The organism is Paenibacillus sp. FSL W8-0194, from assembly GCF_037969745.1.
In the GTDB taxonomy this organism is placed as follows: domain Bacteria; phylum Bacillota; class Bacilli; order Paenibacillales; family Paenibacillaceae; genus Paenibacillus_AQ; species Paenibacillus_AQ cookii.
Map to the genome: position 1 here is coordinate 3,441,846 of NZ_CP150205.1, position 12,824 is coordinate 3,454,669.

At 52.7% G+C, this 12,824-nt stretch carries 10 protein-coding genes; 3 read left to right on the top strand and 7 right to left on the bottom strand.

Annotation, left to right across the window (positions count from 1 at the left end; all coding sequences use genetic code 11):
- Positions 1-5 precede the first annotated feature (5 nt).
- From MKY58_RS15450 to MKY58_RS15475, 6 genes are all read right to left on the bottom strand, one after another.
- Positions 6-812, bottom strand: coding sequence for a response regulator (locus MKY58_RS15450; RefSeq protein WP_339321060.1), 807 nt, complete (start codon positions 810-812; stop codon positions 6-8).
- A complete protein-coding gene (locus tag MKY58_RS15455) occupies positions 805-2,655 on the bottom strand; it encodes a histidine kinase (protein ID WP_339321061.1) in 1,851 nt (616 codons plus the stop codon). Before MKY58_RS15455 ends, MKY58_RS15450 begins: the two co-directional genes overlap by 8 nt.
- Positions 2,656-2,910: 255 nt before the next feature.
- A complete protein-coding gene (locus MKY58_RS15460) occupies positions 2,911-4,551 on the bottom strand; it encodes an extracellular solute-binding protein (RefSeq protein WP_339321062.1) in 1,641 nt (546 codons plus the stop codon).
- A gap of 38 nt (positions 4,552-4,589) precedes the next feature.
- Positions 4,590-5,465 (bottom strand): carbohydrate ABC transporter permease, encoded by an 876-nt coding sequence (locus MKY58_RS15465; RefSeq protein WP_339321063.1) that lies wholly within the window; start codon positions 5,463-5,465, stop codon positions 4,590-4,592.
- Between the two features lie 18 nt (positions 5,466-5,483).
- Positions 5,484-6,434 carry an ABC transporter permease subunit gene (locus MKY58_RS15470; RefSeq protein ID WP_339321064.1) on the bottom strand — a complete coding sequence of 317 codons (951 nt, stop codon included), beginning with the start codon at positions 6,432-6,434 and terminating at the stop codon, positions 5,484-5,486.
- A 664-nt stretch (positions 6,435-7,098) separates the two neighbouring features.
- Positions 7,099-7,968, bottom strand: a complete 870-nt coding sequence (locus tag MKY58_RS15475) for an AraC family transcriptional regulator (protein ID WP_339321065.1) — start codon at positions 7,966-7,968, stop codon at positions 7,099-7,101.
- Positions 7,969-8,088: 120 nt separating this feature from the next.
- Here MKY58_RS15475 and MKY58_RS15480 point away from each other — a divergent pair, with 120 nt between their 5' ends.
- Positions 8,089-9,624 carry a sulfatase-like hydrolase/transferase gene (locus MKY58_RS15480; RefSeq protein ID WP_339321066.1) on the top strand — a complete coding sequence of 512 codons (1,536 nt, stop codon included), beginning with the start codon at positions 8,089-8,091 and terminating at the stop codon, positions 9,622-9,624.
- A 158-nt stretch (positions 9,625-9,782) separates the two neighbouring features.
- On the opposite strand, the gene MKY58_RS15485 is transcribed toward MKY58_RS15480, so the two are convergent.
- Positions 9,783-10,547 (bottom strand): MerR family transcriptional regulator, encoded by a 765-nt coding sequence (locus MKY58_RS15485; RefSeq protein ID WP_339321067.1) that lies wholly within the window; start codon positions 10,545-10,547, stop codon positions 9,783-9,785.
- 178 nt (positions 10,548-10,725) lie between these two features.
- Here MKY58_RS15485 and MKY58_RS15490 point away from each other — a divergent pair, with 178 nt between their 5' ends.
- Positions 10,726-11,532 (top strand): MerR family transcriptional regulator, encoded by an 807-nt coding sequence (locus tag MKY58_RS15490; RefSeq protein ID WP_339321068.1) that lies wholly within the window; start codon positions 10,726-10,728, stop codon positions 11,530-11,532.
- Positions 11,533-11,548: 16 nt separating this feature from the next.
- Entirely contained in the window at positions 11,549-12,781 is a 1,233-nt protein-coding gene (locus MKY58_RS15495; protein WP_339321069.1) for an MFS transporter, read from the top strand.
- The last annotated feature ends 43 nt before the right edge of the window (positions 12,782-12,824 follow it).

Here is a 12,824-nt window from a genome sequence, read left to right on the forward strand (position 1 = left end):
CTCCTTTATAAGTAGTTGTTTCGGTAGTCTGTTGGGGTCAGTCCGAACTGTTTCTTAAACGTTTCGCGAAAATGGTCCTGATCCGCATATCCGATCCGGTCGCATATCTCGTAAATCCGATTTGCGGGGTCCTTCAGCAGCCGGGCCGCCTCTTCCATGCGCAGCTTGACGATCCAATGGTTGATCGTCATGCCGGTCACTTCCTTGACCAGCGCGTTTACATACTTCTCGCTAAGGCCAACCTCATTTGCAACGTCCGAAAGCGTCAGGTCCTTCCGCGAATAGTTTTCGTGAATGGCCTGGACCGCTTGTTCGACGAGCTTCTTCTTCTTGAGACTGCCGGACCATTCAACCATTGACAGCGTCTGGGCCAAATTGGGCAGGCGATCTCGAAGCCTTTGTTCCATTAACTCGACACCACGCTGTTCCTCCCGCTGCTTGTGCAGCTCCGCAACGATTCTCGCGAATGCTTGCTCGATCTCCTCCGGATCGATCGGCTTCATAATGTATTCCTGCACCTGCAGCTTGATCGCCTGCCGCGCGTACTCGAATTCGTTCAACCCCGACAGGATGATGCACCGAATATCCGGTTTGCTTGCCCGGAACGCCTCAATCAACTCCAGGCCGTTTCCCTTTGGCATGCCGATATCGGTAAGCAGCAGGTCCGGAGGATCGCGTTTCAGCCATTCTAGCGCTTCCTCCCCGTTCTTGGCGGCTCCAACGAGTTCAATGCCGAGCCGTTCCCAGTCGATGGAGCGTGACAGCGTCTCCCGGACGAGTTTGACATCCTCGGCGATCAGCAGTTTATACATCGGGCGATTCCTCCTCAGCATCGATTTGACCTTGGGAACGTAAGGGGAGTACAGCTTCAACGCATGTTCCATTGTCCGCGGGCACGTAACGCAGCCCATAGCCCGGCCCGCAGTGCAGTTGTATCCGCCGATGAACGTTCAGCGTTCCGTAACCGTTCTCTGCAGACGAGTCTAAGGTTAAACTGTTCCCCGCCTCCTGCTCCCACAGCACACGGTTGCGCTCCTCAGGGCTGCAGCCTATTCCGTTGTCTTCAACGCGCAAAATAAGACTGTTCCCGTCCGCGTGTGCGGAAATCGCGATCCGGCAATGGTCCGTTCGCCCGGCAAAGCCGTGAACGATGGCATTTTCCGCAAGCGGCTGTAGAATAAAGTGAGGGATGACGATATCTTGCAGATCGGAGGCGATATGAAACTCGGCGAGTAGATCGTCGTGCATCATTTGCTGGATGTGCAGATAGGCTTCCACTTGCTTGAATTCATTGTCCAAGGAGATCCACGTTCGGCCCCGGTTCAAACCGAATCGGAACACATTGGCCAGCGAACGCACGATCGCGCTCGTCTCCCGGTCTCCAGTCAAAATGGCACGGCAATTGATCAGATCGAGTGTATTGTATAGAAAATGAGGGTTGATCTGGGCATTCAGCAGTTCCAACTGAAGCTGGCGGCGCTCAATCTCCTCCTCGAAGCTCTTCTCAATCAGGCCGTGAAGCGTAACCAGCATGGACGCGAATTTCTCGTTCAGCGTCTCGACCTCGTGGATGCCCGACTTCAATTTGGGCAGCGGCTCACGGAATGCAAGCACTTCGGGACGCTGAACAGCGTTAACGAGCCGGGTAATCGGAACGGTCACCCGTATGACGATGCGCCGCAGCCATAGTCCCGCGATCAGCACGGCTGCGATCGCAGCCAAAGCGCCGATCGCCGAGATGGCAAACGTGTACCGTCCGAAGTGGCTCTTTGGAACGGCGGTCAAAAGCTTCCAGCCATTGTCCATTTTTACGCACGTGACACGGTGCACCGTCCCTTCGATTTTTGCATCGGCCGAACTTCCGTCGCAGGCAGCCGATCGCACGAACGGAAGCCCGCCGGCCGATTCGAGAAATGCATACCGTTCACTGAAAATGACGCGGCCTTCTTCATCCACCAAAAGATGAAAGCCCGATGTCAGCGCAGCGTTCTCGAATAGACTCCGGATGCTTCCAGTATCTGCTCCGATCATGACGGTGCCGATTACACGCCCGTCCTTGGTGCTTATTTTCTTCGTCGCCGAATAGATCATCGGTGCTCCCGAGCGTCCGGCCTTCTGCCCCCACCAGACATTGCGGCGCACACCGCCGATCAGATCGCGGTACCAGCTCTCGTTCTGCAAATCCGTCGATTTGAAAATGCCGGTCACCGGGTCGAAGTGGTCGGTCGCGAGGGGGTACAGGCCGCTCTCCGGCTCCAACGCGACCGCGACAACATACGTCTGTTGAACGATACTGCCGGAATTGGCATCATTGAGCAGCGACAAGAGCGACAGATTCTGCAAATTCGTCTGCAGGGTGAAGAAATCGTTGACCGCTTCGTATGGTGCTGAATGTTCCGTCTCAAGCAAATTTTCGATCGATTGATTCGACAACAGAAATGCGGCCATATTGTTCATCGTGTCAAGCTGATATTCCAGATTGCGGTGCACGAACTTCATCGATTGTTCCGCCATCTGGCGCGTGTGTTCATTTTGCACCCGGATGAGAATGTAGCTTGCCGAAGCGGCGAACAGGGCGATAACTATAACGACCAGCGCAAATACCGGCAGGCTGATCCGAGCCAGCAAGCTGGTGTGACGCTTTTGGGTTATCATCGCCAAGCCCTCCTTGCCAAATTGCTTTCCCTATACCTCCAAGTTAATCAGAATCTTTAATAAGAGCGGAGGCGTACTTTTACTTAGCTTCTTCCCTCTATCGGCCTAAATCTCCTGCATGCTCGGCTGATACTGGCGGCTTTGATCACTGCTTTCCCCTGAAACCGCGATTTTGCTTAATCGAACGGCAAAGCACCTCCCGAATGCTTCCGGCATGGCCGGATTGCACCAGGGAGGTTACCGACGTTCCTATGATTACTTGCCTGCTTTTTTCTGATAGGAAGCTTCAAGTTCACTCAGAATCTGATCGCCTCCTTGCGACTTCCACTTCTCTACGAATTCGTCGAACTTCTTGATGTCGGCGCCCATAATGATTTGAGTGAATACCGAGTCACGCATCGTATCCAGCTCTGTCAGCTTGGCGATTTTCGTCGGCGATTCGAGGTAATTGGAAGCGTCGGTGATTTGATGCTCATTGTTGATCGCTACGCCGAGTGCTTCGGAGAACCGCAGCGGCAGCGATTCAAGGTAATGCGGCCAGCCCTTCAGACCAGGAGCGAACAGATAGCTTTGCGTGCCTCTGAAGTTGCCGCTCGGATCCTGCTGTGTCTTCGGGTCGACGAGGGTCGTGTTCGTCTTAAGCTTACCGTCTACAAGGGAATAGTCCTCGCCTTCAATGCCCCAGACGGTCAACATCTGGTTCTCCTCGGATAGCGAATCCTCGATGATCGACAGTACGCGCTTCGGATCTTTCGTTTTTGCGCTGATGGCGTTCATCTGCGAGAACGGTGCGCCCATTGGCGCAACGGCTGTGCCGTCACTCCCTAGCAGGGAGCCGGTCAAAGTTAAGTATTTGAAGGGTTGCTCAGCCTGGTTCGGGAGCGAACCGTCCTTCGCCAGTTTCCCGCTCTTGATCAGCTCATTGGTCTCGATTTGCGTGTCGTAATCGCTGGCCGTTGACCACCAGCCCATCCATGAGAACACCTTGCCGCTGAAAATCTTTGCCCGCAGCTGCTCTTCCTTAATCGTCGAAAACTCCTTGTCGATGAGCCCTTCCTTGTACATCTTCTGCAGAAACAGCAGCGCTTCCCGCATCCGGGGATCGATGTCATAGTTGCTGAATTTTCCATCCTTCTCCGTGAAAAAACCGGGTGTGACGCCAAACGCGCCGAACACGTTGTCGAAGGAATTATTCGCGAATTTCACCTGTCCAATCTGGGACGTATAACCGCCCAGTGGAATGACCTCCGGATGCAGCTCCTTGACCTTTTTCAGCAAATCATAATATTCGTCAAGCATCTTGGGTACGGAAGCGCCTGCCTGCTCCATATAGTCCTTACGCATGACCAAGTCCCAGCGGTACCCTGCCCCCGGCCCGCCCTGATACGGAATCCCGTAGATGCGGCCGTTTACCTTCGCCTGCTCGAACACATCCGCCGGCACTTCCTTCATAATGTTCGGCGTGTCCTTTTCGTTAATCAGGTCGGTTAGGTCAACGAACGCGCCTTGCTGCGCATATTTCTGAAAGTCATCGGCAAAATCGATTTTCGTCACGTCCGGAATGTCGCTGCTCGCCATCTTTAGATTCAGCTTCGTCTTATATTGCTGAACATCGACCATTTCCGGGATGATCTTAATATTCAGCTTGGCCTCGATCGCTTGTTTCACCGCATCCTTCGAAGGATCATACGGCAGCGAAATATCCTGTGCCTTGAGCCACTTCAGTTCGTAAGGCGAATGATCCGCAGTCGCTTCAGGCGAGCCTGACGGATTTCCCGGCTCGGGGCTTGCACTCCCTCCTTCATCGTTGCTGCTGCCGCATCCCGACAGCGTAAGCGTTCCCAAAAGTAAGGCGGCGAGTACGCCGTAACCCCAGTGTTTCACTGTCTTTGACATATACAGACATCCCCCTGTAATTTCACATAAATGGATGATTACCCTTTAACTGAACCGATCAGCATGCCCTGTTCAAAATACTTCTGAATGAACGGATACAGAACCATCATCGGCAGCGCTACGATGACAATGGCCGCCATCTGGATTCCGATCGTGGGCGGCGGCGTTCTCCCTGCCGCTTCGAGCAATTCGGGCGGTAGACTGGAACTTGCGATGATCGTGCGCAGTACGAGCTGCACCGGTGCTTTGTGCCAGTCCGTGACATACAGAAGCGCATTGAAGAAATCGTTCCAGTACGTCACCATGTAGAGCAAGCCGATCGAGGCGATGACCGGCATCGACATCGGGAGAACGATCGAACGCAGAGTCCTAATCTCGGACGCCCCGTCAATTGCAGCGGATTCCTTCAGACTGTCCGGAATACCTTCAAAGAAGGATTTCATAATGATCATATTAAAGGCACTATAGGCCATGACCAGGATCAGTACATAGTCCGTGTTCAGCAGTCCTAAATTTTTGATCGTGATATACGTCGGAATTAGACCGCCCTTAAACAACATCGTGAACACGAAGATCAGCATGATGATCCGTCGGCCGGGCAGCTTTTTCTCCGCCAGGGAGTAAGCTGCTGTCGCCGTGAGCAGAAGCGCAAGCAGGACACCGGCGGCTGTATTACGGATCGTCACCCCATAAGCGTTATAGATGAGAGATCCTTTCTTAAGCAAGTAGGCGAAATAATCGAAGCTGAGCGATGTCGGAAACAGCACCAGACCGTTCTTTTCGCTGAAGATCGAGTATGGCGTTACGGATACACATAGTACATACCAGAACGGAATCATGATGATGAGGGTGATGAGCGACAAAACGAAATAGTTGGTAGCGATAAAAATGGATTCGCCTCGTGTAAGCTTCACGATTCGGATTCTCCTTTGTCAGAAAATGCCGGAATCATTAATTCGCTTCGCGATCTGATTGGCGATCAGCACCATGACGAAGCCGATGATTCCCTTGATGACGTCTGCCGCCGCCGCGAGACTGAGGCTGAACTGCTCGATGCCTACCCGGTAGATGTATGTGTCGAGAATGTCGCCAACTTCGAACACCATCGGGTTGTACAGGTTGAGCACTTGATCCAAACCGGCACTCATCAGATAGCCGACCCGCAGGATAAAGATGACGATAATCGTGCTGGATATACCCGGGAGCGTGATGTGAATGATACGTTTAAACCGCGTCGCTCCATCCATAACCGCGGCTTCGTACACTTCGGGGTTAAGCCCGGCGATGGCGGCCAAATAAATGATCGCTGCCCAGCCCATCTCTTTCATTGCGTCGGTGACGACGAGAATGATCCGAAAATACGCAGGCTCGACGAGCAGATATACGGGTTTGCCGCCAAACCATTCGACGATTTTGTTAATCACGCCGGTCTCCGGCGAAAGCAGCAGCGTAATGATGCCGCCGTAGACAACCCAGGACACGAAACGAGGCAGATAAACGGCAGTCTGCAGCGTCTTCTTGAACCACTTGGTCCGAATTTCGTTTAGCGACAGCGCCAACAAGATGGGACAGATAAATCCGCTGATCATTTTGTACAGGCTGATGAGCAGTGTGTTGCGAAAAGCGTTCAGGAACATCTCCGACGCAAACAGCTCCCGGAAATGTGCGAAACCCACCCACTTGCTGGCCCCGAATCCTTGGATGACATTGTAGTCCATGAACGCGATGCTGATGCCGTACAAAGGCAAGTAATCGAACACAATGACCCAGGCCAGTGCGGGAAGCAGCAATGCGTAAAGCCATTTGTATTTCCATATCGTCAATAACAGCCGCCTTCGCGGCTTTCCCGTTCTAGCGGGAATTCCCGCAGTAACGATTTCCATCGTCCCTCCTCCATCCTTCTTTCGATCCCGGCCAACCACAGTACCTGTACGATATTATACCTGCCGCATGCAGGATAGCCGGGTTGCGACAATCCATTCGTAGCAGGAACGGCGGTTCGAAGGTTGAACACCGATTGTTGTTCCGCCGCTGCCCTCCGAAATGGAAGTGCTTACATCTTTAAGGATACCGGCATCCTTAGTCGTCGAAAACCGGAGCGAAGGATGATAATACCGGGGAAAAGTCCGAAAATCCGGCAATGTTATTCTAAGATTATAGTAATAGCAGCCTGACCAAACTACCGCTCGGAACGAGCGGGATTTGAAAACGCTTTCGATGCGATGCAGAAGCCATCCCTCTTTTCTTCGTTGGTTCCGGATGGAATACATGGAACATGCACAGACCTCCCGCAACAAAATAACAGCCGGAATAATGGCGGCGCAGCAAAAATCGAGGAAAAAATTATACCATATTATATAGGGGGCAAATGAAAATTGTCGAGCAAACCTAACAAATTGCCAAATTCAGTTAAAGCGACGTGTGAGGCCTGAAGACAGGCATGCCGAAAAAGCCGGCCGCCGTTTCCGGCGTGGCCAGCCTAGCGGGCAGATATCGATGGCCGGCATGACGGCCAAAGCTTAACGCAGTCCTTTTGCCATGAACCCATTAGGCTTGATGCTGCTTCCGGTACTCCGACGGGGACATCGAACAATAATGGGTGAAAGCCCGGGTAAAGGCATAAAGCGTCGGATACCCCAGCGAATAGGCGATTTCCGTAACGGTGGCCGACGTCCCGCGCAGCAATTGTTGGGCTTTGTCCATTTTGATCTTGGCAATATACCGGGCGGGCGTCAAACCCACGGCCTTGGTGAACTGCGCAGAAAAATAGGTCCGGTTCAACCCGGCATATTCGGCGACCTGCTGAACCGTGATCCCTTCGGCCGCATGCCATTCGATATATTCGGTCCATTGCGAAGCTTTGCTTTTTTTCGTGGAACTCCGAAGCCCTTCCCCCATGCCGGCGGTCGAGGCTAAAAGGGATAACGTTTGGTACAGCAGCCCTTTCAAACCCAGGGAGACGGCTAGCTCATCGGCTTTCCCTTTCCTCCACTCCGCAAACAGCCGCCCGATCCGGTCCTCCAACTCCGGAGTCCACCTTCCTCTGGACCAAGGCTTCCCTGCATCGAAACCGGCCAGCGTCAGCATCTTTTCCATCCCGGGCCCGTCCATGGCCAGCCACGTCAACTGCAGGGACGGTTCGTCGTCCGGCTTATAATACAGATACGTTTCATTCGGATACATGCAAAACGCATCCCCTGCCTGCAGCCTCCAGGTCTGCCCCTTATATTCAACCATCAGGCTGCCTTCCCTGACAAAATGAATACTGCTGCATTCGATTCTGCGCGGACCGATCCGGTATCCCGGCTTCGCGATGTTCCTGCCCGCCCTGACCAGCCAAAAGGGGCTGCCCTTGTCGATTTCGGCCGGGGTGTAGTACAAAAACTCGGCAAATTCATGGTCATATTCCTGCAGCACGTTTTTCGCCCCCTTAACTTCTTTTAAGACTCAAACAGACAAAATGATAAATTTAGCATACAATACGCCATTTCGTTCGCATATCCTTTTTTCATATAATCAGGGCAAGGAGGGTGACGGATGAAAAAACCGAACATTTTGTTGATCACCAGCGATCAGCAGCATTGGAACACGATTGGCGCGTGGAATCCCGAAATACAGACCCCGAACCTGGACCGGCTTGTCCGGGAAGGAACGGCGTTCGACCGGGCGTATTGCCCGAATCCGACCTGCACGCCCAGCCGCGCTTCGATCATTACCGGCATGTACCCGAGCCAGCACGGCGCGTGGACGCTTGGCACAAAATTGCTTGAAGACAGGCACACGGTAGGCGAAGATTTCAGGCAGGCCGGTTACCGGACCGGGCTCATCGGCAAAGCCCATTTTCAGCCGCTCCGGTCGACCGAAGCGTTTCCGTCGCTTGAAGCATACCCCATTTTGCAGGATCTGGAATTTTGGAAACATTATAACGGCGAGTTTTACGGCTTCGACCATGTGGAGCTGGCCCGGAATCACACGAACGAAGCCCACGTCGGGCAGCATTATGCGCTGTGGATGGAGGAAAAAGGCTGCCGTAACTGGAGGGACTATTTTCTGCCGCCGACCGGCACCATGGACCGGAACCGGACGTATACCTGGCCGATCCCCGAAGAGTACCACTACAATACCTGGATTGCCGAACGAACGAATGCTTTACTGGAACAATATCACGAAAATGACGAGAGCTTTTTCCTGTGGTCCAGCTTCTTCGACCCGCATCCCGAATACCTCGTACCCGAGCCGTGGGATACGATGTACGACCCTGATGAGCTTACGATTCCGGAAATGGTGCCGGGCGAACACGACCGCAATCCGCCGCATTTTGCAAAAACGCAGGAAGAACATCCCGACTTTTCCGATCTGCAGGAAACGGGGTACGGCATCCACGGTTACCGGTCGCATCATTATTACGAATACGGCAGCAGACCGCGGTTGACGGACTTTGACAAGAAAAAGCTGGTCGCCGTCTATTACGGCATGATCAGCATGATGGATAAATACATCGGGCGTATTCTCGATAAGCTGGACGAACTGGGGATCGCCGACAACACGATCGTCGTCTTTACGACGGACCATGGCCACTTTTTCGGGCAGCACGGCTTGCAGGCCAAGGGCGGTTTTCATTACGAGGACCTGATCAAGCTGCCGTTTATCGTCCGGTATCCCGGACGGGTGCCGGCAGGCAAGCGGAGCAGCGCGATCCAGTCCTTGGTGGATTTGGCTCCGACCTTTTTGTCCCTGTGCGGACTTCCGGTTCCTTACGCCATGACGGGCGTCGACCAGAAAAAGGTATGGCTCGGCGAAGCGGCGCAGGCGCGCACGCATGCCATCTGCGAGTTCAGGCACGAACCGACGACGATCCATCAAAAGACCTATGTCGACGAGCGCTACAAAATCACGGTGTATTACAATCAAACCTACGGCGAAATCTTCGATCTTCAGGAGGATCCCGGCGAGTTGAACAATGTCTGGGACGACCCGGCGTACGCCTCGCTCAAAACCGAACTTTTAATGAAATATGTATGGGCCGAGCTGGGGAAGGAACCGATGCCGATGCCGAGAATTTCCGGAGCTTAAAAGCGAAGCCAATGACAGCCTTGCCTCATCCGGGGCATAAAGGCTGTGTTTCGTGCTCCTTGGGCACGTTCACAATAAAACCCCTCTGCCGCGTGGGTTACGGAAGCAGAGGGGTGACTCCAAAACCATATGACTTTATTGGGTCAGGCTAAGCCTGCTTAGGATTTCATACCCGTATAAATCAAAATCGCATCTCGCAGAAATGCCGCCGTTCCCGGCTGCTTCGCATCATAATGTGCCGTAAACCGCTCATCATCCACGTACATTTGGGCAAGTCCCGCATGGGCCTCCTTGCTGTAATCGTTCCAAAAATACGTCAGCCACCGTTTATGCAAATCCGCCGCGCGCTGAGCAAGCTCTCCGGCCGGATCCCCCTGTTTGAACGCTTCAGCCAACGTCTCATACAGCTCATCAGCGAGACGGGTTACCTCCTCATGCTGCTCCTTCGTCATGCTCATCCATTTCGCATTGGACTTATCCACGGCCTCATCACCGTATTTTTCGCGGGCTTCCTTGCCGTATTGTTTCTCGTTGTCATCGATGCATTTTTGTTTAAACCCTTCAAATTTCTCCTGATCGCTCATTGTGATTCTCCCTTCAGCGGAGGCAATCGTTTTCTCCACATTCGTAATCAGCAGGTCGAGCTGCCGTCTCCTGTCAAGAAGCTGCGCATGGTGCTCCCTCAGCGCCCGGGTCCGGTCAAAGAATGGCGAATCCATGATGGCCTTAATATCTTCCAGCTGGAACCCCAGCTCGCGGTAGAACAAAATCTGCTGCAACCGGTTCACCTCATCCTCCCCGTAAATCCGGTAACCCGAAGAGTTGATTCTGGCCGGCTTCAGAATGCCAATCTCATCGTAATATCGAAGCGTCCGGGTGCTGATTCCAGCCAGCCGTCCGAGCTTCTGTATGGTGTATTCCATGATTTCACCTCCTGACGTCTAAACTGTACACCTTAACGTAACGTGAAGGTCAACAAGAAGATGAATGAAAAAAATACTTCATTTTAAAATCATTTTTAGACCTTGACTTTCCCCTTGTATGGAAAGTTTATAATAAGGCCACGGTAACTCCAACATATTCAAGAAAGGGAGAAGGATGATGTTTAAGATCAGCGAGTTTTCCAAACTGAGTCAAGTTCCTGCCAAAACGCTGCGCTTCTATGATCAACTTGAACTGCTCAAACCTGCATATACGGACCCGCAAAGCGGTTACCGATACTATACTAGCGATCAATTGCTTGTCTTGCATCGGATTCTCGTTTTTAAAGATCTGGGATTTACGCTGGAACAGATTAGGCAGCTCCTTCATGATGACGTATCGCCTGATGAAATGCGAGGGATGTTTCGGCTGAAGAAGGCAGAAGTCCAATCGTTGATTCAGTCGGAAATCGAGCGTTTGAGGCGAATTGAAGCGAGGCTGGAGCAGATCGAACGTGGTGGAACGCCGCGTTTCGAGGTTTTGGTAAAGAAGGTGGATCCGCTAATGGTCGTTTCGGTCAAAGAAACCACGAGCAGGGTGAACATCCCCTATTTATTTGAAGAAATTGACGAATATTTAAAGTGGAACGGCGTGTCGCTTCCCACTTCGCATATGGTTCTGTGGCACAGTTGCGCGGAGTGCGAAGATAACATCAGCCTGGAGATTGCCTGCCCAATTCAGCTTCCGCTCCCGGACTCAGATCGATTCAAGACGAAAGTGCTCCCCGAAATGACCGTCGCGTCGGTCAAGCACGTCAGCCGTCCCGACAGAGATACACCGGTGAGTATCGACCTGGGCTCCTGGATTGAAAGAAATCATTACCAAATAAGCTCGGAGATGCCGAGCAGAGAATTATATTTGTCAAAGCAAGAAGGCAATGAGCTCGGTTATATCACCGAAAGCCAGATGCCGATTGCAGCACGCTGAAAGGAGAGTATATACCATGACGGACTCACAAGACTTCAGTAATCTTTCCAACCGAAGAAGAATGACCGCGCTCATTCTTTTAACCCTCACGATATTTGCCGTTGGCACTGCCGAGCTTCTCCCCATGGGACTCTTATTGCCTATTGCAACCGAGACCCAAGTTTCGATTTCTGCCGCAGGCATGCTTGTGACAGGATACGCTCTTGGCGTCGTCATTGGGGGACCCGTATTGTCGGCGTTGACCGGAAGATTACCGCGAAAAACCTTATTAAGTTTATTCCTGTTCGTATTTATTATAGGCAGTATCGTCTGCACCGCCGCTCCCTCGTACGGTGTGCTGCTGGCAGGGCGAGTCATAAGCTCCTTGGCACACGGAACCCTGTTCGGCATGATCGTTGTCACTGCAAAAAATTTGGCCCAACCAGGCAAGGAAGGAAGGAATATCGCACTGGTCGGATCCGGATTGACCGTATCCGTCATCCTTGGCGCTCCCCTCGGAACCCTTCTTGGCCAACATTTGGGCTGGCGGTTTCCTTTTCTGGTCATATCGCTTCTTTCTGCTGCGGCCCTGCTGGGCATCATGAAACAGATTCCCCCATTGCCGCGATCGAAAGGGGGCTCTCTCAAAGGGCAGCTGCGTATCGTCAGCCGTCCCGCCTTTCTCCTGGTTCTGCTGATAACCATATTCGGAACCGGCGGGACGTTCGCCGGGTTTACGTACATTACTCCAATTCTAGAACGAATAACGGGCTTTTCCAGTGATTCGGTGACCATCATTTTGCTTGTTTTCGGAGCAGGTTCGTTACTTGGCAACATCGCGGGGGGCAGCCTTGCCGATAAACGGCTCGTGCCGACCTTGTTTGGCGGATTAATACTCTTAGCCGCATCCATGGCGATATTTACCTGGTCGAGCCATGGAAAAGCCGCTGCCGTAATGACTGTTTTCATCTGGGGAGTGGCAGCATACAGCATAATTCCCTCCCTCAACATGTTCGTGCTGCAAAAAGCCGGAGACGCGCAAGAATTGGCTTCGACGCTCAATATATCGGCTTTCAATCTGGGCAACGCAATCGGCGCATTCATAGGCGGACTGGTGATCGATAGTAAGATGGGACTAGCAGCCGTGCCATGGGTTGCCTCCATCGTCACATTGCTTGGTATAGCATTGGCTGCATGGAGCGTAATTATGGAGAGAAACAGGAAATGCGACCGGGTCCATGAATGTCCGTTCGAAAACCGGACCGCATAAAAAAGCACTCAAAGCCCTTCCGGCTTCCTGTAGGAAGCGAAAG

Coding starts and splice junctions, on each gene's coding strand:
- MKY58_RS15450 (WP_339321060.1), bottom strand. CDS start 812: ATGTATAAACTGCTGATCGCCGAGGATGTCAAACTCGTCCGGGAGACG.
- MKY58_RS15455 (WP_339321061.1), bottom strand. CDS start 2,655: ATGATAACCCAAAAGCGTCACACCAGCTTGCTGGCTCGGATCAGCCTG.
- MKY58_RS15460 (WP_339321062.1), bottom strand. CDS start 4,551: ATGTCAAAGACAGTGAAACACTGGGGTTACGGCGTACTCGCCGCCTTA.
- MKY58_RS15470 (WP_339321064.1), bottom strand. CDS start 6,434: ATGGAAATCGTTACTGCGGGAATTCCCGCTAGAACGGGAAAGCCGCGA.
- MKY58_RS15480 (WP_339321066.1), top strand. CDS start 8,089: ATGAAAAAACCGAACATTTTGTTGATCACCAGCGATCAGCAGCATTGG.
- MKY58_RS15485 (WP_339321067.1), bottom strand. CDS start 10,547: ATGGAATACACCATACAGAAGCTCGGACGGCTGGCTGGAATCAGCACC.
- MKY58_RS15490 (WP_339321068.1), top strand. CDS start 10,726: ATGTTTAAGATCAGCGAGTTTTCCAAACTGAGTCAAGTTCCTGCCAAA.
- MKY58_RS15495 (WP_339321069.1), top strand. CDS start 11,549: ATGACGGACTCACAAGACTTCAGTAATCTTTCCAACCGAAGAAGAATG.